The following is a 22,854-nucleotide window of genomic DNA, read 5'->3' as shown; positions in this document are numbered from 1 at the left end:
GCCTCCCTTCACGCCGCGTTACGGTCGGCGATGCGCACGAGCGGATGGCGCTCCATCAGCGCGCCGAGGATCGCCGGGCCGGTCGCGCCGGTGGGCACGAACAGCCGGAGCTTCCAGGCGATGATCTCGGCGGTGAGCCCCGTCGCCTTCAGCCGGTCGACCATCCCATCGGTGAAGCCGGAGAGTTCGACGCGGAATGCGCCCATGATCCTGGCACGACGAAGCTGGAGGCCATCGGCGAGCTCCAGCACGGTCCGGCCGTCGAGCACGGCGGTCCAGGCATCGGCGGGGTTGATCGTCGGGACGTCGGTCGCGACCGCCTGGGCGACCCAGGCCGGCGAGACGAGACGGCCGATCACCCGCTCGCCATCATCGGTCTGGAGGCGGTAGACTCGGCAGCCTTCGTCGGGAAGCCGCTTCCAGATCGGCAGAAGAAGACCGGTGACGATATGGATCCGGCTGTCGGTGAACTCCGGCAGATCGGCGAGCTCGGCTTTCCAGGCGGCGGCGAAGGCGTCGCGGTCGGCTTCGCGCCAATGGGTCTGCGCCATCATGGCCAAGGGGATGGCGGTACGCTCCATCGGCCGTAGGAGGCGGACGCGCCGCTCGACCTCGCCGTCATCGAGCATCAGGCTTGGTGCGGGAACCTGGACGGCGGCGCGGCCCGACTGGCCGTTGATCAGAAGCGTTGCCCGGGGATCATCGGCGCGGTCGAGCGCCTCGGCGAGGCCGAGCGGCCGGTTGCGATCCCGGCGTGCAACGATGAAGACCTGCGTCTCGGCGCCGCTGCCGGGATGGGCGTAGATGCTGCGGCGATCGGTGATGCGCAGCGATTCCGCCGTGACCGTCTCGACGCCGAGATCGTAGGTGCCGGAGGCGACGGCGCCCTCGATCTTCGCGCGCAACAGTTCCTCGAACACGCCGAACAGGACGTTCTGCAGGTCGATGGTGAGCGCTAGCAAGCGGTTGAGAAAGGTGGTGATCGGCGGCAGCTCCTCGCGCAGGCTGCCGTCGCCGTCTGTGAGCTTGAGACCGGTGGCGTCCTCGAACGCCTGCAAGGAACAGCCTTCGACCTTGCCGGAATAGAGCAGCACGTAGAGCTGGCGCAGCGCGGCGCGGCCATAGACGGATTCGAGGTTGTCGTCAGCGCGGAACAGCCCTTGCCCGCCGGTCTGGCGCTGGCCCTTGGTGATGGCGCCGAGCGTGTCGAGGCGGCGGGCGATGGTGGAGAGGAAACGCTTCTCCGCCTTCACGTCGGTGGCGATCGGCCGGAACAGCGGCGGCTGCGCCTGGTTGGTGCGGTTGGAACGCCCGAGACCCTGGATCGCCGTGTCCGCCTTCCAGCCGGCTTCGAGCAGGTAGTGAACGCGCAGGCGGCGGTTCCTGGCACCCAGATCGGCATGGTAGCTGCGGCCCGTGCCGCCGGCGTCGCTGAACACGAGGATGCGCTTCTCGTCGTCCATGAAGGCTTGCGTCTCGGCGAGGTTGGCCGAGCCGGCCCGGCTCTCGACGCGCAGACGGTCTGCGTGCCGGACGATGCGCCGCGAGCGGCCGGTGACCTCCGCGACCAGATCCGTGCCGAAGCGCTGGACGATCTGATCGAGCGCGCCCTGCACCGGCGGCAGCGCCGCGAGCTTCTCGATCAATCGGTCGCGACGCTCGATGGCGTCACGGCACTGGACCGGCTGGCCATCGCGGAACACCGGGCGTGAGGACAGATTACCCTCACTGTCGGTGAAGGGCTCGTAGAGCTGTGTCGGGAAGGAGTGCGCCAGGTAGTCGAGGACATATTCGCGGGGCGTGATGTCAACCTGCACGTCGCCCCATTCCTCGGTTGGAATCTCCGCGAGGCGTCGCTCCATCAGCGCCTCGCCGGTCGAGACGATCTGGATGATTGCGGCGTGGCCCGCGTCCAGATCGCGATCGACGGCGGCGATCAGCGTCGGCGTCTTCATCGCCGTGATGAGGTGATTGAAGAAGCGCTGCTTGGCGCTCTCGAACGCCGAGCGCGCGGCGGACTTCGCCTGACCGTTCAGCGTGCCGCCCTCGCCCGTGATGTTCGCGGCCTCTAGCGCCGCGGTCAGATTGTTGTGGATGATCTGGAAGGCGCCGGCGTAGGCGTCGTAGATGCGGATCTGTTCTGGGCTAAGGAGGTGCTCGACCATCTCGTATTCGACGCCCTCATATGAAAGAGAGCGAGCGGCATAGAGACCGAGCGCCTTCAGGTCGCGGGCCAGGACCTCCATCGCCGCGACGCCGCCGGCCTCGATCGCCTGGACGAACTCGGCGCGTGTAGCGAAGGGGAAGTCATCGCCACCCCAGAGGCCGAGCCGCTGGGCATAAGCGAGATTGTGGACGGTGGTGGCGCCGGTCGCCGAGACATAGAGGATGCGGGCGTTGGGCAGCGCATGCTGCAGGCGAAGTCCGGCACGGCCCTGCTGAGAGGGCGCCTGATCGCCCCGTTCGCCCTTGCCACCAGCGGCGTTCTGCATGGCGTGGCTCTCGTCGAAGACGATCACGCCATCGAAGTCGCGGCCCAGCCAATCGACGATCTGCTGAACGCGGGAGGCTTTCGCTTCCCGCGCATCGGAGCGCAGCGTTGCATAGGTGGTGAAGAGAATGCCCTGCTCCAGCCGGATCGGCGTGCCCTGGCGGAAGCGGGCGAGCGGCGTGATCAGCAGCCGTTCCTGTCCGAGCGCGGACCAGTCGCGCTGGGCGTCCTCGATCAGCTTGTCCGACTTCGACACCCAGACCGCACGGCGGCGGCCTTGCAGCCAGTTGTCGAGCAGGACACCCGCGACCTGGCGGCCCTTGCCAGCGCCGGTGCCGTCGCCCAGCATCCAGCCACGACGGAAGCGGACGGCGGCCTCGGCATCGTCGGGCGCGGCCGCGACGATGTCGAAGGTCTCGTCGACGGTCCACGAGCCGGCGAGGAAGCCGGCATGAGCCTCGCCGGCATAGATGACGCTCTCGAGCTGGGCGTCCGACAGCAGGCCGTCCGTGACGACGGCGGGTGGGAGATGCGGGCGGTAGCTCGGCTTGGGCGGCGCGACCGACGCCATCGCCGCCGATTGCACCAGCCGCGTCGGATGTGGTTTGGCCTCGGCGATACGGATCGACTGGAGGGCGTAGTTCTCATAGAGCGCCTCGCTGATGCGCCCGTCTTCGGCTGGCGCCCAGTCGCAAGGTTCGTAAGCGACATCGACGGCGTCCTCTGAAACGGGTCCAATATGCTGGGGCGGCGCTACATGCGGCGCCGAACGTGCAAATCCCGGACGCCGCGCGGGCGTCGCGGCCCGTATCGCTGGGGAAGCCACTGGGGCGGCACGTGGCGGGACGTGACGGATTACCCAATCGAGCAAGGTGGCGGCGTCAGGTGCTGCGCCCGGCGAAAGGAGGAACGACGCCGGATCGTCGGCGGGGGTGCGGTCGATCACGGTCAGGCGTGTCTCGACGCTGGTGCCGTGACGGGCATAGACGCGGCCGTCGATGGCGGCGGAAAACACGACGCGACCCCGCTCCTGGAGCCGGACGAAGCCGTCGCGCCAAGTGGGATTATCGGGCGAGAAGTTGGCGCCGGTGATGGCAACCAGGCGGCCGCCTTCGGCGAGACGCGCCAGCGCCGACGAGACATGGCGCAGGGCTGCGTCGGCGACCTTGCCGTCCACATGCGCCGCCACCGAGAAGGGTGGGTTCATCAGTACGACACTGGGCGCGATGCCGGCGTCGAGGTGATCGTGGATATGCGCTGCGTCATGACGGGTGACGGACGCGTCGGGGAAGAGAGAGTCGAGCAGCCCGGCACGGGTCTCGGCGAACTCGTTGAGGACGAGCGATGTCCCGGCCAACTCGGCGAAGATCGCCACCAGGCCCGTCCCGGCCGACGGCTCCAGCACGAGATCGATGGGGCTGAGCGCGGCGGCGATGCTGGCGGCGAAGCCGAGGGCGATCGGTGTCGAGAATTGCTGAAGCGCCTGGCTCTCCTCGGAACGACGCGTCTGCGACGGCAGAAGAGCGGCGACCTTGCCGAGCATGGCGAGCTGGGCGGCCCGTGTCGCGGCGCGCGCCCGGATGGCCGGGCCGAACTTGCGCAGGAAGAGCACCTGCGCGGCCTCGCAGGCGTCATAGGCGTGTTTCCACGCCCAGGCGCCTTCGGCGTCGGAGCCGCCGAAGGCCTGTTCCATGGCGGCGCGTAGTTGCCGTGAACCAACGGCATGGCCGCGTTCGAGATCCGGGAGCAGGAGATTTGCGGCGCGGATTAGGCAGGTAGCCGTGTCCGGGCCGGTGATGGCGGGGGTACGGGGCGCGGCCGTGGTGACGGCCGCGGATACTCTGATCGGGTGCATGGGCGGATGTCCGGGAGAGCGGGAGGGGAGAGACCGGCAGGCCGCTCTCTCTGAAGCCCGGCCGGCTCAACCCCGTCCCGGCCCCCTCTTCCTCTCAACCGGCCGGCGGGGACCGGTGCACGCCAGAACAGCGAAAGCCCGGCGCGATGGCCGGGCTCGTTGCACAAGATCGGATGTGGAAGATTCAGTCGATCTGCGAGCGTCGTCGCTCGGCCTCGCGAATAGCGCGGAGGGCGGCGCGGAAGCGGGCGGCGCCCTGTTCCTCCGCCAGGCCGGCACGTTCGGCGACCGCGATACAGGCAGCACGGATATCGGCGTCCGTCACCGCCTCAGGCGCCAAGGCCGCGAAGGCAGGATCGCTTTCGATGACCACCCCGACCTCATGCTTTACCGACGCTTCGTCGAGCGCCAGCAGCACATGCGATCCCGCGCCGGGCGAGACGGAAAGCATTGGATCGTCTTCCTCGCCCTCAGCGAAGAAGTCTTCCAGGATGTCGTGGGTGGACTTGCCCTTGATGGTGTCGGCGGTGATCAGCACGGCCATGCCCCCGAAACCGTCCGTGCGCATCTTGGTGCAGGTGAACGCCGAGACGACGGTGATGTGATCGAGGGTCCGCGACCGGCGGACGATGTCCTGGAGGATGAACTCCCACGACGTTCCGCTGAGGTCGATCTCGATATAGGTATCGTCCGCGCCGGCAAGGGCCAGCCGCTCGATGACGTAGTCGTAGGCTGTGCTCGGAACACCGTCGGACGCCGAGAGCGCCGTGCGGAGTTCGTCGAGTGGCAGCTCGATGTCGTCATTCGGACCGGTCTCGCTGTAGAAATAGAGTCCGTCGCCGTCCGGCTCGCAGTCCAGGATGCGCGAGAGCAGCAGGCGCTCGAGCGGGGTCATCTCGCGATCTGGAATCGTCGGCTGCACCACTGTCGGTGAGTGATAATCGGCCATGAGAGTTCTCCTGAGATGCGAAGAGCCCGGCGCCCCTTCGACAAGCTCAGGAGGTCGGGCTCTTCGACGGTGATGATGACGGAAAGGGCGTCAGGCGGCGGTCGCCGCGAAGGGATCGACGTCGCGGTGGATGGGCTGGGCCCGGCCCATCCAGGGTTCGGGCCGTATGCAGCGGACCCACTCGGCGAAACTCGGGATGAAACCGAGATCCTCGCGCACATGCTGCTCGCCGATCAGCCGGACCGGCACAACGCGGCCCGAGGAGATGGTGATCGTCGGGCCGAAGAAGCGCTCCAGCATGAAGATGCCTTCGGCATGGTGGCGCAGCGCCCGGTGACGGAAGTCGGCGGTGATCGCCTTGGACTCGTCGAACCACTGATGAAGCGGGAGATAGTCCTCCGCCGCGCCGCCCCATTTCTTCACCGAGGAGACGGCGTGATGATAGCAATGTCCCATCGTCGCCCCCTCAGAATGCGTGCTGGTAATATTCGGACGTCATCATTCGCTCGTTGTATTCGAGCGTGATGGTCCGGCTCTCGACGTCGAAGGTGAAATCGCCATAGGCGCCTTCGTTGTTCTCCCAGCCGCCATGGGTTTCCTCGAGGAAGACGTAGGCGAGCTTCTCGATCGCGTCGCGAACCGACAGGGTGGATCGCTCCAGCCCCGAGCCGTCGTAAAGTGGCTCGGCGATCTCGATCTGGTCGGGGGGAAGAGCGATGGCCGTGTCGTCGGCATGGGCCTCGATGTCCTCGATCTGTCCGGAATCGCCATAGCCGTCGAAGCGGACGGTGACGACGCTGATGCCGGCGGCGGCGAGCACGTCGAAGAGGGCGGCCTTGTTGGCGGGAAGGACGTCCTTGGCGAGCCGGTCACGTTCTCGGGCCTGAGCCTGCCAGGCCTCCCAGTCCGGATTGACGGTGGGGGTCGATGTGGTGTCGGTCATGATTGATCTCCCGATGCGGGTTGCGGAACGGCCGGCGGGCTCTCTCTCGGCCCGATCCGGCTCGCCCCGCTCCCGGTCCGCCTCTGGCTCTCACGCGGCTCGGACCCCGCCCCGTCCCTCGGCATCACCGCGCGGACCCGCTCGGCGAGCGCCGGAATGTCATCGAGGAGCCGTAGCGGCGCGAAATTGTTGGGTCCGCCGGTATAGTCCCGTCGCCCCTTGCAGCTGCGGATCAGGATGCCGCTGTCGGCGCCGGTCGCCGGTTGGCAGACCTGCACGTAGACATGCTCATGATGCAGGGTGATCTCGCCGGAGACGGCGATCCCGCCCTGGTTCGAGCGCAGGTCGAACGAGGATGGCGGGAAGCGGAGTTCTGCTGCGAGACGGCGAAGCCGCGCGCGAGTGGCGGCATGGAAGCGGCGCTTGGCGAGCGGATCGTAAGCGGAGCGGGCGTACCAGTCGGTCATGGTTGACTCCAGAAAAGAACGAGCCCGGCGCCCCTTCGACAAGTTCAGGGGGCCGGGCTCGAAGGGTTGGGGGAATGCGGGACGGCTCATCGCCGCCCCGCGGGTCGATCATTCAGCCGCGACGGTCCGCGGCTCCGAGGGATCCCCGGCGGCGGCGCTCTCGTCCTCGTCGAGGAAGGCGGGGAGCTTCTCCGCCTCGACCGTTGCGGCCTCGGTCGCCGGGTGGTCAGTCGTCGGCATCCGAAGCGGCTCGGGCAGCCAGCTCGAACCGGCGAGCAGGCGTTCGGCCTCCTTCGCCATGTCCGGCTTCTTGAGGTGATCGATGAGCTGCGCCGACGCTTCGCCCTTCGCCTCGCGCACGGCTTCGAGGATGCGCGCCTTGGTGACCCGGCCGAGATAGTTGTCGACGGTCGGCGTCCAGCCGGCCGCCACCATGTCGAGACCGACGGCCTGGGCGAGCTGGCCGGCATGGATGATTCGGCTGGGGTTGCGGTTCCACGGCTCGTGCACCGCGTTGACCGAGAGCGACGCGCAGTGCGCGAACAGCGTCGACCGGCTGTCGCCGTCGAAGGCGATCAGCGCGTTCCAGAGGTCGCCAGCGTCCTTCGGCAACTGTGCGACCCATCGCGCGTGCCGGTCGTCGATCGACTTGGCAGAGGCGCTGTCGTTGAGCCCCGGCGCCTGGGTCCCGAAGCTCGCGCTCTTCGCCGTGATCTCCAGGCAGGTCTCCGACGCGTAGCGATAGAAGGCGTTGAGACAGAGCGCATGGAGAACCGCGACGAAGGCGGTGTCGGGATCGTTCGCCAGCGCGTAGCGTAGCGCCAGCGTGCGATGGGCGGTCAGCTCGGTGACGAGCCGGTCAGGCAGCGGCTTGATGCCGTCTTCCTCCTCGGCCGCCTCGACCGCTGCCGACGATCCATCGCCGCCGATGGTGATCACCGTGCGCTGGACATCGCCGTCGTCCTCGGAACCTTCGGGCGCTTCGCCGTCGGCGTCCGGCTCGGCCGGCGCTTCGTCCTCGGGGCGCACATAGCCACGCTCGATGCACAGATCGCCATCGCCATTGATGCTGACGAAGGCGCCCGCGCGGGCGATCTCGGCCGGATCGTAGATCGCCGGGCGAGCATCGAAGGTCTCCAACGCGGTTTCGATCTCACCGAGACGCTGATCGACCTCGTCGGGGAGTTCGTCGGCTTCGGCATAGGTCTCTTCGAGCTTGTCGTACTCGGCGCGTAGCGCGTCGTGGCTCGCCCGTTCCTCGTCGGTGAGCGACGCCGTCTCTCCGGTCAGGCGGCGCAGCCCGGAGGTGTGTCCATACGGGAACTCGGCCGCGACCTCGATCCATTTCCAGCCCTCGCCGCGGAGCGCCTCCGCCTCGTTTGTCAGCTTCTCGACGACAAGCCGGTCGAGCAGCGCCGGATCCCGCAGCCAGCCGCCATCGTCCTGCTGGAAGAGATCGCGCATGACGGCGCCACTGGCCGCCTCATACGCTTCGACGCCGACGAACCGCGCCCGCTTGTCGGAAGCGCGGATGGCGCCCTCGGTGAGTTGGCGGCGGATGAAATAGGGCTCCTTGTTGTGGGAGCGGCTCAGCCCTTCCCATACCTGCTCCTGGCGCGCATGGTCGGCGGTGACCGTGAAGGCCATGAGCTGCTCGAGCGTCATCTCGTCCTCGGCATAGAGGTCGAGAAGCTTGGGCGAGACCGCGGCGAGCTTGAGGCGCTGCTTCACGACGCTGGGGTTCACGAAGAAGCGCGCCGCGATTTCCTCCTCGCCCAGACCCGACTCGCGCAGGGTCTGGAAAGCCCGGAACTGATCGAGCGGATGGAGGGCGACGCGCTGGACGTTCTCGGCGAGCGAATCTTCCTCGGCGAGGCCGTCGGTGCGTATGACGCAAGGGACCGGGGCGTTCTTGGCAAGGCGCTTTTGCTTCACCAGCAGCTCCAGCGCCCGGAAGCGACGGCCGCCGGCCGGCACTTCGAACATGCCGGTCTCCGTGCCGTCGGCGTCCAGCACCGGCCGCACGCTGAGGCCTTGCAGCAGGGTGCGCCGGGCGATGTCCTCGGCCAGGTCCTCGACCGAGATGCCGGCCTTCACCCGGCGCACGTTCGCCTGGGACAGCACGAGCTTGTTGAAGGGAATGTCCTGGGACCGGCTCAGGACGATCTTGGGATTGGCGGTAGCCATGTCGGTTCTCCATGACGGGCCGGCCGGGAGCCTCTCTCTCGACCTCCAAACCCGTCACAAAAACCCCCTCCTGCCTCTCCCTTTGGAGCCGCCGCCCCGTCCGGCGTGACCCGCGGCGTCAGCACGCAAGGGTGGTTCCATGGCGGATGCTCCGGGTCGATCCGGCCCGTGTCGACGCTGTGCAGCAGGTCGAGCAGGTAGACGGGATCGGCCGGATACGGGCAGCCGCGCCAAAGCTGGAGCAGCACCCGGCGCAGATTGTCCCCATAGGCGGCGAGCCGTGCACGGGCGCGTCGCCAATCATCGGCACGGCGATCGCGATCGCGCTGCTGCACCTTTGGCCACCATGCGGCGCGGCGCGCCATTTCGGCATCGGCGCTTGGCTGCTGTTCCGCGATAAGCGGGGCGAGCAACGGGAGCTTGTCGCGCCGGGCCTGTTGAGCGCGAGCCAGGGCGGCGCGCTTGCGGGGCGTGTCCTCATAGACCGACACGCGCGGCCAGCGGCGAAATCGCATCACGCCGCCTCCCGCTCGTCTTCGTCTACGGCCATATCGACGGGCTCGTCGGGAATTGGCCGGAAGGCGAGCAGATAATCGGCCGCTTTCGACGCGGCGCTCGCGGCGCGAACGATGGCGCGGTCATCGTCGCGCAGCACGTCGAGCCAGGAACCGATGTAGTCGGCATGGCGCACCGTCGGCACGATGCCAAGCGAGGCGCAGACGAAGGCGCTGCTCATCTCGGCGCAAAGTTCTTCCTTGGCATAGAGCGCGGAACCGAATCCACCCGACAGGTCACGGCCGAGCCGGGAGGGATGGCCGCTCCAATGGCCGAGCTCGTGCAGCGCCGTGCGGTGCCAGTTGATCGGCTCGAAATAGGCGTCGGGCCGTGGCACCTGGATGAAATCGTGCGAGGGGCTGTAGAAGGCGCGGTCACCGCCGATACGGAAATCCGCAGCGGTCGCGGCGATGAGCGCCTCGGCCTGCGGCAGGATCAGCCCCTCGGCCAGGGGCGGTGGCGTGGTCGAGAGCTCCGCCGGCAGGCCGTCGCACTGGTCGGTGTTGAACACCGTGAAGCGCTTCAGGAAGGGGATCGCCCCGTTCGGCCAGGAAACGCTCCCCCGGAGCGTTTCCTGTTCGGCCTCACCATCCCCGTCGCGTTCGGCCCGGCGGCGCTCCTCGTCCGGCACGAAGCGGTCGGCGTAGACGACGGTCGTGCCGGTCTCGCCCTTGCGGACATGACCGCCGAGCCCGAGCGCTTGTCGAAACGTGAGCCAGCCCTGACCCGAAAAGCCGCGCTCGATCACCGCGCCCCAGAGGATAAGCACATTGATCCCAGAATAGCGGCGTTGGGTCGCGGCATTCTTCGGCATGGCGAGCGACGCCTTCGCCGCAGTCGTACCCCAAGGCTGGGCCCAGGGCACGCGGCCGGCCTCCAGCTCGGCGATGATCTTGTCGGTGATTTCCTGATAGAGGCTCGCCCGGTCCCGGCCGGGGCGAGCGCAAGCGGCTGAACGTGGCATCGCGGATCTCCGCGACGGGCCGGCGAGAGCCTCTCTCTCGCCTCCTCAACCCGTCACGGAAACCGCAACCGCCCTCTCACTCCCACCACCTCCCAAAGCCACAGCCCCTGCCGCGTTCCGGCTCATCGCAAGAGATCGCGGTAGCCGCCTTTCACCAGCTTGTCAGCGGTGCGGATCAGCCGCTGCACCCGCAGGCGCAAATAATCGGATCGGCCGGACCAGTCCTCCCGCACAACTTCCTCGCCGAAGAGTGCCGCCGCGATGTCGCGATGGCTGGCGCCGACCCGCACCCCGTCATAGGCCTGAAGCGCCATCGCCCAGCGGCGGGCACGACGTTCCGGCGGGAAGAGCCCGCGTGGGAAACGCCCAAGCCGACGGAGTAGCAGGAGGCGGCGCAGCGTCAGCGTCTTCGCCTCGATATGCCTGAACCCCGATAACTCGTAGCGGAAGCAAACAGGGCCATCGAGCACGCTGCCGGCCGTCACGTCGATCTGGAGGCGATGATCCCCATCGCTGAGCAAAAGAAGCTGATGGCCATCGGCCTGCCGCAGCACGGTCGCCAGGCGGTCAAAATGTCGGATGTCGAAAGCGTCGCCATCGCCGCGCGGCACCCGCAGCGTCTCGACGGCCAGCACCGACACATCCCAGTCGGCCCGCCAGAAGATGCAGGCATCGGTTACCCGGCGGCTTGACGCCTCGGCGAAAATGCAACCCCCAGTCGAGCGCCTCATCGGCACTTGACGCAGTGATGATCCGCAATCGCGTGCCGGGTTGATTGACTGGTACGCACGTGGGGAGTTGGGCTGTTAGGGCGATGTAATCGGGATTGCGCCGAAGCCATTCCCATGCCCAGCCGGCGCGGTCGAGAGTCAGAAAGCATTTGTAATTCGTGGGATCGCGCCAACTGGCGCGTGACGGCTCGCCGGGTTCTTCGGACCTTTCCTCGGACATGGGCTCCGCCTCCTCCCATCGCGCCGCTCGTGGCATAAGAATCGCCGGGCGGGGCTGTTCGACGATCTGTCGCTGGGAAGCATGGCTCGCCGCTCAAGCGCGGCACGGGCCTCGGGAAGAATATTCCAGCGACACCTGTCGATATCGGCACGCGGGAGATGCGCGGCTTCCGAGTTCAACCGGAGATTGTCGGAGAAACGGGGTAATCGTCGGATGATGGGCTGGCATAGTGCCGCAGCGAACGAAGCCGTCGCGGCCCATGGCCGTGTAGCACGAAATCGATTCCGGTTCTGATACTTGTTCCGTCAACGGATGTCGCGTTCGTGCTTCCAGCCTTCGTCGGTCTGGACCAGAACGTCGGTCGCGCGGCCACTGGGTTTCGCCAGTAAGGCCCCAATCTGCGGGAAAGCAACCGCGATGTCCACCCCCTTCGCCCACGGCTCCACGTCCGTCAGTTCATAAGCATAAGTGACGCGCGAGACCTTCAGCCCCATCGCCTCGGCCGGCTCGGTGAAGGACTCGATCTTGACCACCTTGCGCCAGGCAAAACAGATGTCCGTCCCGCCGAGAAAACTGTTCGCGCCCTTTCGCACGGCCTTCTCGCCGGCGGCGGTCGGCGCGTAGCGGAGATAGTCAACCGCGCGCGCTTGTCCTGAAGCGGCGGGTTCGTTCTTCTGGATCGTCGCGACCGAGATCAGACCAGCCGTGACCAGCGACTCCAGCTGCCGCTTCCTGGCGGCATCTCCATCGCTGCGGAGTTCGACGGGGAACGTCAACGGGGATCGCGGCGCAGACGGGGTGGGCGTCGTAGTAGCTCTGAAGCGCCTTTTCGAAGCTGCTCTTGTCCGCCTTCGGCGGATTATCGCAGGCGGCGAGGAAAGACAGCGCAGCGACGCAAACGACCAGATTGCAGCGCGAACTCATCAGATGCTCCTCCGCTTCTGCGCACGGCGCCGTAAGTTACCAAACATTGAAATAAAGTAAAAATAGTAAAACTTATATTAACATTGACGGTAATTGTCCTCGAAATACTCGCCTTATGCTTGACCTAATCTTTTACTATTCCTTCCTCTATTGCGCGAGGCTGGGATCAAAGCGATCGAGACGATATATGGATACTCGACATTTGGATGCCAACCTCGGCCATCATTGGATGGAGGCTTCGAGGGATGCCGGATTCGCAGCCCAAGAACCTAATAGAGCTGATCGACTTCGGCGCCGAAACTCCTCCTGCTCGGTTATCCTATGCCGAGCGGATCGTCCATGGTGGAGTCGGAGTCAGCCGCTGCACATTGCAGCCAAATCCGGGCGCGATGCTCGGCGCGTCACAGTTCATCGTCGCCATCCATGAGGGCGAGCCGTTCGAGATGGAATGGCGCCTACCCGAGAACCGGCAAACGGAACGGCGCCGGATCGTCGCCGGGGAACTTCATATCAATCCCGCCGACCGGCCGATCTTCCTGCGCTGGACGAGTTCGCCTCGGGTTTTCGTCATCGCGATGGAACGGACCTTCATCGAGCAAGTCGTGAGCGATGCCTTCGATGGGAACGAGCCAGTGCTGCGAACCGTGATCGGCATCCGCGATCCGGTCATCGAGGGCATGACAGCGGCGTGGCGCCAGGAACTGGCCGAACGCGGCGCGGGCGGCCGGCTCTATACCGAAGGCCTGGGATCGGCGCTCGCCGTCCACATCTTCCGTACCTATGGCGATGGATTGAAGCGGTCGCCGCCGGTGATCGGGGGACTCGGCGCGCTGCGCCTACGGCGCGTCGCCGACTACATCGAGGCGCATTTGGCCGAAGCTGTGAGCCTGCGCGATCTCGCGGCGGTAGCGGGTTTGAGCACGCATCATTTCGGCGAAGCTTTCAAGACCTCCACCGGCAGGCCGCCGCATCGCTACCTGATCGAACGGCGCATCCGCCGAGGCAAGGAGCTGCTGCTCGGTGCCGACCGGTCGATCGCCGAGGTCGCGCTCGCCGTTGGCTTCGCGAGTCATAGCCACTTCACCGACAATTTCCGGAAGCTGACAGGCACAACGCCATCCCGTTTTCGGATTGATCGGCGCTGATCTGCAAAACGGTTACGATAGCGATCCCTCATGCGCACCCGAAGTGATATGTCGATAGCGTGAGTGCGCGACGGACAGACGCGCCTGGACCAGCCTGCGAAGTCCGGACCGCCGACGAAGTGGCCTATGCTCTGGTGCGCTTTGGTCGGCGACTTTGAATCGGAGGGGGCAAAGGTTCGTCGGCATGAAGAAGGTTCGAGAGCAATGCGCAGGGGTCTGTTTCAAGCGCTTGCGCGACCTCGACGAATTCAACGACATCCAGCCTGCGTTCGCCGCCTTCATACTTGGCTACAAAGGACTGCGGGCGATCGAGCCGTTCGGCAACATCGGATTGCGTGAGCTTTCTGGCTTTCCGGACTTCGGCTAATAATGCTTGCAGTCGTTCTTGCCGCGGCGTGCGGAGCGATTTGGGCATGAAAACCGGCTAAATGGTGAGGCCGGCTCTTCCATTAATCCTGATTTCGGATTATCCCATATCGGGATACTGTTCGACGGTAGCGCCTCCGTCTGCACACAGCGGAGACGGACGGCTTCAGGAAGGCCGGATTATGACCGAGCTCGATCCCGACGTTGCCGACGACGTGCCTTGGTCAAACAGCATCACCCCTTACGACGAGCAGCACTTCGTCACCTACCTCCGGCTGCTGGATGCAGAAGACGAGGGTGCCGACTGGCGAGAGGTGGCGCGGGTCGTCCTGCACCGCAACCCGGCAGCCGAGCCCGACCGAACACGGCTATGCTGGGAGACGCATCTGAAGCGGGCCAAATGGATGACGGAGAGTGGCTATCGAAAACTGCTCCTGGATGTCCGCGACACGCTGAGCCGGAAACATGGTGGATCGCATTAAGGCGGGGTCGGCCGCCACTCCAGTCAAGTCGGCAGAGAATGGGATCGAAGCGGCGGGTCCCTGAAGCTAAGGCGCCCGTCGCCCAAACCGACGCCCATCCCGTTGTATCCCTTCAGAACATATTGGACAGAATCAGGTGACTGAATAAGGGAGGGTTTCCGGCTCATCGTAGCCCCTAAGGCGGCGAAGACGAGACAGAAACGAGACACGACCCAGAGAGCGCGGAGAAAACGATCCGCGACATTCGGCGGGCCACGCACCGCCAGTATTCGGCCGAGGAAAAGATCCGGATCGTGCTGGCCGGCCTTCGCGGCGAATGCTCGATCTCGGAGCTGTGCCGGCGCGAAGGGATCGCCGAAGAGGTCCATGGCCGGACGATGGGGGCACTGAACCAGATCGTAAAGCATGGCGGCGGTGATGGGGGCGTCGGCATGGTCCGATCCCCAAAGGGGCGGAAAACATCGGGTGACTGCTGAATGCATCGTGACATAGTTGGTGTAATTTGCATATCATGTTCGACGGAGCAACGGGAGACCCGACCATGGCGGCCAGGCCGGAGAGGAAAGAGTTTCGGACGTCGGTCATCTTGACCGAAACGCAGTTCAAGCGTGTCCGGGATATAGCCAGGACGAACGACGCCTCGATCGCCTGGGTGCTGCGACAGGCCCTCGACCGCTATCTGGACATGCAAGGCAGACCGCCGAACCCACGGCGCGTGTTGCCCGACGACGCATCCGGCAAACGATAGATCGAAGGGGAGACAGCGGCATGGCCCGTGGACACGCGAAAAAATTCGCCGCTGGCGCGCCGGCCGCAAAGGCCGCCAAGCCGGCCAAGACCCCGAAGGCCAACGGCAACGGCGCCAACCTGGGCTTCGAGGCGCAGATGTTCCTGGCCGCCGACAAGCTGCGCAAGAATCTGGAGCCGTCCGATTACAAGCATGTTGCGCTCGGGCTGATCTTCCTTAAGTACATTTCGAACGCCTTCGAGGCCAAGCACGCGGCCCTGCTCGCCGAGGAGCCCGCCGCCGCCGAGGACCCCGACGAATACCTGGCCGAGAACGTCTTCTGGGTGCCGAAGGAGGCCCGCTGGTCGCACCTGCAAGCTAATGCCCGCCAGCCCACGATCGGTAAGCTGATCGACGACGCCATGGGGTCGATCGAGGCGCACAACCCCGGCCTCAAGGGCGTGCTGCCCAAGGACTACAACCGCCCCGCCCTCGACAAGGTGATGCTGGGCGAGCTGATCGACCTGATCTCGGGCATCGGCCTTGGCGAGCCGGGCGACAAGGCCAAGGACATATTGGGCCGCGTCTACGAATATTTTCTGGGCGGCTTCGCCGGGTCCGAAGGCAAGCGCGGCGGCGAATTCTATACCCCGCGCTCGGTCGTGCGCGTACTGGTCGAGATGCTGGAGCCCTTCAAGGGCCGCGTCTACGATCCCTGCTGCGGCTCGGGTGGCATGTTCGTTCAGTCCGAGAAGTTCGTCGAAAGCCACGGCGGGCGGATCGGCGACATCGCCATCTACGGGCAGGAAAGCAACTACACCACCTGGCGGCTGGCCAAGATGAACCTCGCGGTGCGCGGCATCGACGCCGACATCCGCTGGAACAACGAGGGCAGCTTCCACAAGGACGAACTCAAGGACCTGCGCTTCGATTACATCCTCGCCAATCCGCCCTTCAACATCTCGGACTGGGGCGGCGAGCGGCTGCGCGAGGATGCCCGCTGGGTGTTCGGCGCGCCGCCCGTGGGCAATGCCAACTATGCCTGGCTCCAGCACATCTGGTGGCACCTGGCGCCTGCCGGCACGGCGGGCGTGGTGCTGGCCAACGGCTCGATGTCCTCGGCCCAGTCGGGCGAGGACGCGATCCGCCGCGCCATGGTCGAGGCCGACGCGGTGGACTGCATGGTGGCGCTGCCGGGGCAGCTTTTCTATTCGACCCAGATTCCGGCCTGCCTGTGGTTTCTGGCGCGCGACAAGTCGAACGGCATCGCGCGCGATGCGAAGCTGCGCGACCGGCGCGGCGAGGTGCTGTTCATCGACGCGCGCAAGCTAGGCCACATGGTGGATCGCACGCGCAAGGAATTCTCCGACACCGATATCGCGAAGATCACGCGCGCCTATCATGCCTGGCGAGCTGAAACTGAAGCGGGTGCTTATGAAGACGTGCCGGGGTTCTGCAAGGCAGCGACACTTGAAGAAGTAAGGCAGCAGGCTCATGTCCTGACACCAGGACGGTACGTTGGATCGGCCGAATTCAGCGAGTTTGACGGACTTTTCGCGGATCGCCTCGCAGAGCTGACAGACAAGCTCCGCAGTCAGTTTGGCGAAGCAGAAGTTCTCTCTGCCCGCATTCTCCAAAACCTTCAGAGAGTGACGGGCTGATGGCGCGTGCGCAAACCATAACCGGTGGACGCGACGCCACTGCCGCCGTGATTCCGGGGCGCTACGCGCTGTCTGTTGGGCTACCTAATTTGCCGGCACCAGAAGGATGGCGTTGGACGCCGCTGTCGTCGGTCGCAAGACTTGAATCCGGTCATACACCAAGCAGACGGCATCCGGAATACTGGGGCGGCTCGATCCCGTGGATCGGCATTCGTGACGCGACAGGAAATCATGGCCGCGTCATTCAAGAGACAATTGAATACACGAACGAACTTGGGATTGAAAATTCCTCGGCTCGCGTTCTGCCGAAGGACACTGTTTGTCTGTCTAGAACGGCCTCCGTCGGTTACGTCGTCGTCATGGGTCGTCCGATGTCGACCAGCCAAGACTTCGTGAACTGGATCTGTTCAGAGGATCTAAACCCGTATTTCCTGAAGTATGTTCTGCTTGCTGAGCGCGAAGCCCTTCTGATTTTCGCGGTCGGGAGCGTCCACCAGACGATCTACTTCCCTGAGGCCAAGGCTTTTCACATCTGCATGCCGGATCGAAAGTCTCAGGATGCGATTGTCGAAGTCCTTGGTGCGCTCGATGACAAGATCGAGTTGAACCGCCGGATGAACGAGACGCTGGAGGCGCTGGCGCGGGCGATCTTCAAGGACTGGTTCGTCGATTTCGGTTCCACCCGCGCCAAGATGGAAGGCCGCCCGCCCTACCTCGCCCCCGACCTCTGGTCCCTCTTCCCCGCTCGCCTCGACCCCGACAGCAAGCCGGAGGGGTGGGCGACTTCGACCATTGGACAGGAAGTTGATGTCGTCGGTGGCTCTACGCCTAGCACAAAAGAACCCGCCTTCTGGGGCGGTGATATCGCTTGGGCGACACCGAAGGATTTGTCCTCTCTGAGCACGCCCGTCTTGCTGCAGACTGGACGGCAGATCACGGCGGAGGGCCTCACGCAGATTGGCTCAGGTTTGCTGCCTGTTGGGACAGTGTTGCTGTCCTCCAGGGCTCCTATCGGCTACTTGGCCATCGCGCAGATACCGACAGCTGTGAACCAAGGATTTATTGCCATGGTCTGCCGGAAGCGATTGTCCAACGTCTTCGCTTGGCTTTGGACCCAGGCGAACGTGGAGACTATCCTACAGAAAGCGAATGGTTCGACGTTCCAGGAAATCAGCAAGACTAACTTCCGGCCCATACCGGTTACTGTCGCGTCACCCGCTGTTCTGAAGGCGTTTGATGAAACAGTGCGTCCGCTATTTGATCGGATTGTCGCGAATGACAAAGAAAACAGAGCCCTAGCTGCTACGCGGGATTACCTGTTACCAAAGCTCATGTCTGGCGAAGTCCGAGTGCGCCAAGCCGACAAACTCGTCGGGGAGGCTGCATGAGTAACCTTACAGACATAGAAAAGCGTTACTTAGAGAAGCTGCTCGGCATGCAGAGCGGGTATGTGCTCGATTATTCGGACGCGACCTTTGGTGAGTTCTTCGCTAGGCACAAAGTCGATATCCACGGCGCAAAATATCAAAAATACGGCACGTCGAAAGCCAAGAAGGTGCGAGCGTTCTGGGAGCAGGAGTCCGACGCGCTTGCAGGGCGCGTCCTTTCCGAATTGCTAGATGCCTATCAAGCCGATTGCGACCTCAATGGAAGAGAGCGCGACGCCGGGTTACTTGATAAATGCCGGGCGATCGTCGCTCGATTGGCCGGAAAGCCTGTGGCCACCGCTCCCATCGAAACCGTTGATGCGTTTCTCGAGCGGGAGTTCGCGATCCCTAATGTCCAAAAATTGCCGGTCGAAGCAATGGCCGTGTCGATTATCCAGAGCCGTCTTGACGAGGGGCGGAAGGCTTTGCAGGCCGGGGCCTATCTCTCCGTCATTTTTCTGTGCGGAAGCGTTCTTGAAGCCGTGCTGCTGGGAGCGGCACAGAAGGACCCGGCGCGTTTCAATCGCGCAACAACGAGTCCGAAGGCCGCCGATGGCTCGGTCAAGCGCTTTCACGAGTGGAGTCTCGCACAGTTCATCGACGTCTCCTGTGAGGTCGGCATTCTAAAGCTCGACGTGAAGAAGTTCAGCCACGGTTTGCGCGATTTCCGTAACTACATTCATCCTTACGAGCAGATGGTTTCGGGCTTCACGCCCGACGAACACACTGCCAAGGTCTGCTTTCAGGTGCTTAAGGCAGCGCTTGCCAGCGTCGCGGGAGATCGGCGATGAAGCGTGTTGAGATCAATCCTGCGCTGCTGACCTGGGCTCGCATGCGTGCCGGGCTGGAGCCGTTTGACCTTCAGCATCGCTTTGCGAAGCTCGATGCCTGGGAGGCGGGCGAGACACAGCCGACGCTGAAGCAACTGGAGGCTTTCGCGCGCGCTGTGCATGTGCCGATCGGCTACCTGTTTCTGCCCCAGCCGCCGGATGAACCGCTTCCCATCCCGGATTTCCGCACCATGGAGGGCCGTGCTGTCCTCCGGCCCAGCCCCAACCTGCTCGACACGCTCTATGCCTGCCAGGAGCGGCAGGGCTGGTATCGGGAATTCGCGTTGGCAATGCGCCAGAAGGAGGCCGATTTCGTCGGCAGCGTCACGCTGGCCGCCGCGCCAGAAACAGTGGCGGCGCGGATGGCTGCGGCGCTCGGCTTCGACCTCGACGCGCGGGCGTCGTGCCGCACCTGGGAGGAAGCGTTCCGCCTGTTCATCCGGCAGGCCGACCGCTTAGGCGTGCTAGTAATGGTGAGCGGGGTTGTCTTGAGCAACAACCGCCGCACGCTCGACCCGCAAGAATTCCGGGGCTTCGCGCTGGCCGACCGGCGCGCGCCGCTGGTGTTCATCAATGGCGCGGACAGCAAATCGGCGCAGATGTTCACGCTGGCGCATGAGCTGGCGCATCTTTGGCTGGGCGCCTCGGCGCTGTCCGATGCCGGCGCGGCGCCGCTTGCCGGCCATAGGCGCGAGGAGGTCTGGTGCAACGCGGTGGCGGCGGAACTGCTGGTTCCCTTGGCAACCTTGCGGGCCGAGCTGGTCCGTGGCGAAGAGCTGAGCGACACCCTGCAGAGGCTGGCACGGCGTTTCAAGGTCAGCACACTGGTTATCCTGCGCCGCCTGCTCGATGCAGGTTGGCTTGATCGGCCTGCCTTCGATGCCGCCTGGGCCGCCGAGCGGGAACGCCTGCGCGACATCGCCGCCCGCGGCGGCATGGGCGGCGGCGACTTCTACCGCACCACGCTGTCGCGGGTGAGCCGCCGCTTCGCGCGCGCCTTGGTCGAAAGCACGCTGGAAGGCCAGACCCTCTATCGCGACGCCTTCCGCATGCTCGGTGTCGCCAGGACCGAGACATTCAACCATATCGGGCGCGAAGTGGGGGTCATTCCGTGACCCGTTACCTTCTCGATGCCAACATCTTCATCCAGGCCAAGAACCTGCATTACGGCTTCGATTTCTGCCCGGCTTTCTGGGACTGGTTGGTGTCCCGGAACCAAGTGGGCCAGGTGGCAAGTATCGAGAAGGTCGGCGACGAACTGCAAGCAGGCGGGGACGAGCTTTCGGACTGGGCCACGGTGCGCGGACGTGCCTTCTTTCTGCCACCGGACGATCCGGTCCTGCCCGCACTCGCCCGGGTGAGCGCATGGGCGACCGGGCAGACATACGAACCCGCCGCGATCGCCACCTTTCTGCAGGTCGCCGATTACTGGCTGGTGGCGCATGCGCTCGCGCACGGCTTTACCGTCGTCACGCACGAAGTGCCGGCGGACTCGACCCGCAAGATCAAGATACCCAATGCCTGCATCGGTCTGAGCCTGACCTGCGTCAGCCCCTACGAGATGCTGCGGCGCGAACGCGCGCGTTTTGTCTTGGGTACGGGGGGAACGCGCCCATGAGCCATTTTGCCGAAAGCCATGTCGAGGAGGCCGCGCTCGCCTGGTTGACGGAGCTTGGATACGCGACGGCGAACGGGCTCGATATCGGCCCCGACGGCGGCGCGCCGGAGCGCGCGAGCTACGGCGATGTGGTCCTGATCGAGCGCACCCGCGCGGCGATCGCACGCCTCAATCCCGCCCTTGCGCCCGAGCCCCGCGCCGAGGCACTCAGCAAGCTCATCCAGGCCGAGACGCCCTCTCTCCTCGTCGAGAACCGGCGGCTGCACCGCTACATGATCGAAGGCGTGCCGGTGGAGGTGCGCCGGGCGGATGGGTCGATCGGCGGCGAGCAGGTCAGGCTGATCGACTTCGACGATCCGGACGCCAACGACTGGCTGGCGGTGAATCAGTTCACCGTGATCGAAAACAAGACGAACCGGAGGCCGGACGTGGTGGTGTTCGTCAACGGCCTGCCCGTCGGCGTGATCGAGCTCAAGAACCCCGGCGACGAGAACGCCACGCTCGACGGCGCGTTCAACCAGTTGCAGACCTACAAGGCGCAGATCCCGTCGCTGTTCCGCACCAATGCCGCCCTTGTCATCTCGGACGGTATCGCGGCGCGCATCGGCTCGCTGGCGGCGGACCGGGAGCGCTTCATGCCCTGGCGCACGGTGACGGGAAACGGTCCGGCCCGCAAGGGCACGCCCGAGCTGGAAACGCTTCTTAGGGGCGTGTTCGATCGGCGCTTGTTCCTCGATCTCGTCAAGGACTTCATCGTCTTCGGCGACACCGGAAGCGATGTCGTCAAGATCCTCGCCGGCTATCACCAGTTCCACGCCGTGCGCCACGCCGTGGAGCGAACGCTGGCCGCGAGCGCGCCGGAAGGCGACCGCAAGGCAGGGGTCATCTGGCACACCCAAGGGTCGGGCAAGAGCCTGCTCATGGCCTTCTATGCCGGCCAGATCGTCAAGCACCCGGCGATGCGGAACCCCACCCTGGTCGTCCTGACCGACCGGAACGACCTCGACGACCAGCTCTTCGCCACCTTCAGCATGTGCAAGGACCTGCTGCGCCAGACCCCGCAGCAGGCGGCGGATCGCGAGGATTTGCGCAGGGTGCTCGACCGGCCTTCGGGCGGGGTGATTTTCACCACCTTGCAGAAATTCGCGCCAGACCCCGGTACGACCGATTATCCGGTCCTGACCGACCGCCGCAATGTGATTGTGATCGCCGACGAGGCGCACCGCAGCCAATATGGATTCCGCGCCAAGGTCGCGCGCACGACCGGCGACATTTCCTACGGATTCGCCAAGTACCTGCGCGACGGGCTGCCCCATGCGTCCTTCATCGGCTTCACCGGTACGCCGATCGAGAAGGAGGACGTCAACACGCCCGCCGTGTTTGGCGACTATATCGACATCTACGACATCAGCCGCGCCGTCGAAGACGGGGCGACGGTTCCGATCTATTACGAAAGCCGCCTGGCGCGGATCGAGCTGGACGAGGACGAGAAGCCGAGGATCGACGCCGAGATCGCCGAACTGACCGAAGACGAGGCGGAAACCGAGCAGGAGCGGCTTAAGCGCAAATGGGCGAGCGTCGAGGCGCTGGTCGGTTCGCAAAAGCGCCTGACCCTGGTGGCCGAGGATCTGGTCCGGCATTTCGAGGACCGGGCGGCGGCGCTGGACGGCAAAGCGATGATCGTCTGCATGAGCCGCCGCATCTGCGTGGCGCTCTATGACGCCATCGTGAAGCTTCGCCCCGCGTGGCACAGCGACGACGACGAGACGGGCGCGATCAAGGTGGTGATGACGGGCGCCGCCTCCGATCCGCCCGCCTGGCAGCCTCATATCGGCAAGCGGCCCAAGGCGCGGCGGGAGCTGCTCGCCAAACGCGCCAAGGATCCGAAGGACCCGCTCAAGCTGGTGATCGTGCGCGACATGTGGCTGACCGGCTTCGACGCGCCCTGCATGCACACGATGTATGTGGACAAGCCGATGAAGGGCCACGGGTTGATGCAGGCCATTGCCCGCGTCAATCGCGTTTTCCGCGACAAGCCCGCGGGCCTCGTCGTGGACTATATCGGCATCGCGCAGAACCTTAAGAGCGCGCTCGGGCAGTATTCCGGCGACGACCGCGAGCAGACTGGCATCGACGAAGCCGAAGCCATCCGCGTCCTTCTGGAAAAATTCGAGATTGTGCGGGCGATGTTCCGGCCCGGCATGCCGGGTGGCTTCGACTACCGTCCGGCGTTCGATGCCGCTGCCACGCCTCAGGCGCGGCTGGCCATCATGGCGGGCGCCATCGACTGGGTGCTGTCCTTCCAACAGGAG

At 65.1% G+C, this 22,854-nt stretch carries 20 protein-coding genes and 2 pseudogenes (1 of these 22 only partly in view); 10 read left to right on the top strand and 12 right to left on the bottom strand.

Annotation, left to right across the window (positions count from 1 at the left end):
• Positions 1–8 precede the first annotated feature (8 nt).
• The 11 genes and pseudogenes from AB1781_07165 to AB1781_07115 form a co-directional block, all read right to left on the bottom strand.
• On the bottom strand, positions 9–4,346 hold the full coding sequence (locus AB1781_07165) for a strawberry notch-like NTP hydrolase domain-containing protein (protein MEW5704345.1): 4,338 nt from the start codon (positions 4,344–4,346) through the stop codon (positions 9–11).
• 184 nt (positions 4,347–4,530) lie between these two features.
• Positions 4,531–5,295, bottom strand: a complete 765-nt coding sequence (locus AB1781_07160; GenBank protein ID MEW5704344.1) for a hypothetical protein — start codon at positions 5,293–5,295, stop codon at positions 4,531–4,533.
• A 90-nt stretch (positions 5,296–5,385) separates the two neighbouring features.
• Entirely contained in the window at positions 5,386–5,751 is a 366-nt protein-coding gene (locus tag AB1781_07155; protein MEW5704343.1) for a hypothetical protein, read from the bottom strand.
• A 10-nt stretch (positions 5,752–5,761) separates the two neighbouring features.
• Complete coding sequence (locus AB1781_07150; GenBank protein MEW5704342.1) at positions 5,762–6,238, bottom strand: DUF6878 family protein; 477 nt, start codon at positions 6,236–6,238, stop codon at positions 5,762–5,764.
• Complete coding sequence (locus AB1781_07145; protein MEW5704341.1) at positions 6,235–6,705, bottom strand: hypothetical protein; 471 nt, start codon at positions 6,703–6,705, stop codon at positions 6,235–6,237. Before AB1781_07145 ends, AB1781_07150 begins: the two co-directional genes overlap by 4 nt.
• A gap of 108 nt (positions 6,706–6,813) precedes the next feature.
• Positions 6,814–8,892, bottom strand: coding sequence for a ParB/RepB/Spo0J family partition protein (locus AB1781_07140; GenBank protein ID MEW5704340.1), 2,079 nt, complete (start codon positions 8,890–8,892; stop codon positions 6,814–6,816).
• Positions 8,862–9,410 carry a hypothetical protein gene (locus AB1781_07135; GenBank protein MEW5704339.1) on the bottom strand — a complete coding sequence of 183 codons (549 nt, stop codon included), beginning with the start codon at positions 9,408–9,410 and terminating at the stop codon, positions 8,862–8,864. Before AB1781_07135 ends, AB1781_07140 begins: the two co-directional genes overlap by 31 nt.
• Positions 9,407–10,411: a zincin-like metallopeptidase domain-containing protein gene (locus AB1781_07130; protein MEW5704338.1), complete on the bottom strand. Its 1,005-nt coding sequence runs from the start codon at positions 10,409–10,411 to the stop codon at positions 9,407–9,409. The genes AB1781_07135 and AB1781_07130 overlap by 4 nt, the downstream gene beginning before the upstream one ends.
• Positions 10,412–10,533: 122 nt before the next feature.
• Complete coding sequence (locus tag AB1781_07125) at positions 10,534–11,142, bottom strand: DUF2285 domain-containing protein (GenBank protein ID MEW5704337.1); 609 nt, start codon at positions 11,140–11,142, stop codon at positions 10,534–10,536.
• A 22-nt stretch (positions 11,143–11,164) separates the two neighbouring features.
• Positions 11,165–11,362: pseudogene (locus tag AB1781_07120) on the bottom strand (DUF6499 domain-containing protein).
• Between the two features lie 305 nt (positions 11,363–11,667).
• Positions 11,668–12,138 (bottom strand): hypothetical protein, encoded by a 471-nt coding sequence (locus AB1781_07115; GenBank protein ID MEW5704336.1) that lies wholly within the window; start codon positions 12,136–12,138, stop codon positions 11,668–11,670.
• A 393-nt stretch (positions 12,139–12,531) separates the two neighbouring features.
• Between AB1781_07115 and AB1781_07110 the strand changes: the two genes are divergently transcribed.
• On the top strand, positions 12,532–13,431 hold the full coding sequence (locus tag AB1781_07110; GenBank protein ID MEW5704335.1) for an AraC family transcriptional regulator: 900 nt from the start codon (positions 12,532–12,534) through the stop codon (positions 13,429–13,431).
• Between the two features lie 124 nt (positions 13,432–13,555).
• Here AB1781_07110 and AB1781_07105 read toward each other — a convergent pair whose 3' ends face one another.
• Positions 13,556–13,846, bottom strand: a complete 291-nt coding sequence (locus tag AB1781_07105; GenBank protein MEW5704334.1) for a helix-turn-helix transcriptional regulator — start codon at positions 13,844–13,846, stop codon at positions 13,556–13,558.
• Between the two features lie 133 nt (positions 13,847–13,979).
• Here AB1781_07105 and AB1781_07100 point away from each other — a divergent pair, with 133 nt between their 5' ends.
• The 9 genes and pseudogenes from AB1781_07100 to AB1781_07060 all read left to right on the top strand — a co-directional run.
• Positions 13,980–14,279, top strand: a complete 300-nt coding sequence (locus AB1781_07100; protein ID MEW5704333.1) for a DUF2285 domain-containing protein — start codon at positions 13,980–13,982, stop codon at positions 14,277–14,279.
• Positions 14,280–14,512: 233 nt separating this feature from the next.
• Positions 14,513–14,647: pseudogene (locus tag AB1781_07095) on the top strand (transposase).
• A 143-nt stretch (positions 14,648–14,790) separates the two neighbouring features.
• Positions 14,791–15,027, top strand: coding sequence for a hypothetical protein (locus tag AB1781_07090; protein ID MEW5704332.1), 237 nt, complete (start codon positions 14,791–14,793; stop codon positions 15,025–15,027).
• A 137-nt stretch (positions 15,028–15,164) separates the two neighbouring features.
• Positions 15,165–16,667: a class I SAM-dependent DNA methyltransferase gene (locus tag AB1781_07085; GenBank protein ID MEW5704331.1), complete on the top strand. Its 1,503-nt coding sequence runs from the start codon at positions 15,165–15,167 to the stop codon at positions 16,665–16,667.
• Entirely contained in the window at positions 16,667–18,055 is a 1,389-nt protein-coding gene (locus AB1781_07080) for a restriction endonuclease subunit S (protein MEW5704330.1), read from the top strand. The genes AB1781_07085 and AB1781_07080 overlap by 1 nt, the downstream gene beginning before the upstream one ends.
• Positions 18,052–18,885 (top strand): hypothetical protein, encoded by an 834-nt coding sequence (locus tag AB1781_07075; GenBank protein ID MEW5704329.1) that lies wholly within the window; start codon positions 18,052–18,054, stop codon positions 18,883–18,885. Before AB1781_07080 ends, AB1781_07075 begins: the two co-directional genes overlap by 4 nt.
• Positions 18,882–20,039, top strand: coding sequence for an ImmA/IrrE family metallo-endopeptidase (locus AB1781_07070; protein MEW5704328.1), 1,158 nt, complete (start codon positions 18,882–18,884; stop codon positions 20,037–20,039). Before AB1781_07075 ends, AB1781_07070 begins: the two co-directional genes overlap by 4 nt.
• Positions 20,036–20,542 (top strand): DUF4411 family protein, encoded by a 507-nt coding sequence (locus AB1781_07065; protein MEW5704327.1) that lies wholly within the window; start codon positions 20,036–20,038, stop codon positions 20,540–20,542. Before AB1781_07070 ends, AB1781_07065 begins: the two co-directional genes overlap by 4 nt.
• Positions 20,539–22,854, top strand: the 5' portion of a protein-coding gene (locus tag AB1781_07060; GenBank protein ID MEW5704326.1) for a type I restriction endonuclease subunit R. It continues 855 nt past the right edge of the window; the window shows 2,316 of its 3,171 coding nt (coding positions 1–2,316); the start codon lies at positions 20,539–20,541; its stop codon lies off the right edge, out of view. Before AB1781_07065 ends, AB1781_07060 begins: the two co-directional genes overlap by 4 nt.

It is taken from the genome of Pseudomonadota bacterium, assembly GCA_040752895.1.
GTDB lineage: Bacteria > Pseudomonadota > Alphaproteobacteria.
The sequence above is the reverse complement of the archived record's forward strand: the minus strand, read 5'-3'. Positions and strand labels throughout refer to the sequence as shown.

Coding starts and splice junctions, on each gene's coding strand:
- AB1781_07085 (MEW5704331.1), top strand. CDS start 15,165: ATGTTCCTGGCCGCCGACAAGCTGCGCAAGAATCTGGAGCCGTCCGAT.
- AB1781_07145 (MEW5704341.1), bottom strand. CDS start 6,705: ATGACCGACTGGTACGCCCGCTCCGCTTACGATCCGCTCGCCAAGCGC.
- AB1781_07075 (MEW5704329.1), top strand. CDS start 18,052: ATGAGTAACCTTACAGACATAGAAAAGCGTTACTTAGAGAAGCTGCTC.
- AB1781_07125 (MEW5704337.1), bottom strand. CDS start 11,142: ATGAGGCGCTCGACTGGGGGTTGCATTTTCGCCGAGGCGTCAAGCCGC.
- AB1781_07080 (MEW5704330.1), top strand. CDS start 16,667: ATGGCGCGTGCGCAAACCATAACCGGTGGACGCGACGCCACTGCCGCC.
- AB1781_07160 (MEW5704344.1), bottom strand. CDS start 5,295: ATGGCCGATTATCACTCACCGACAGTGGTGCAGCCGACGATTCCAGAT.
- AB1781_07165 (MEW5704345.1), bottom strand. CDS start 4,346: ATGCACCCGATCAGAGTATCCGCGGCCGTCACCACGGCCGCGCCCCGT.
- AB1781_07130 (MEW5704338.1), bottom strand. CDS start 10,411: ATGCCACGTTCAGCCGCTTGCGCTCGCCCCGGCCGGGACCGGGCGAGC.
- AB1781_07155 (MEW5704343.1), bottom strand. CDS start 5,751: ATGGGACATTGCTATCATCACGCCGTCTCCTCGGTGAAGAAATGGGGC.
- AB1781_07140 (MEW5704340.1), bottom strand. CDS start 8,892: ATGGCTACCGCCAATCCCAAGATCGTCCTGAGCCGGTCCCAGGACATT.
- AB1781_07105 (MEW5704334.1), bottom strand. CDS start 13,846: ATGCCCAAATCGCTCCGCACGCCGCGGCAAGAACGACTGCAAGCATTA.
- AB1781_07150 (MEW5704342.1), bottom strand. CDS start 6,238: ATGACCGACACCACATCGACCCCCACCGTCAATCCGGACTGGGAGGCC.
- AB1781_07100 (MEW5704333.1), top strand. CDS start 13,980: ATGACCGAGCTCGATCCCGACGTTGCCGACGACGTGCCTTGGTCAAAC.
- AB1781_07110 (MEW5704335.1), top strand. CDS start 12,532: ATGCCGGATTCGCAGCCCAAGAACCTAATAGAGCTGATCGACTTCGGC.
- AB1781_07070 (MEW5704328.1), top strand. CDS start 18,882: ATGAAGCGTGTTGAGATCAATCCTGCGCTGCTGACCTGGGCTCGCATG.
- AB1781_07090 (MEW5704332.1), top strand. CDS start 14,791: ATGTTCGACGGAGCAACGGGAGACCCGACCATGGCGGCCAGGCCGGAG.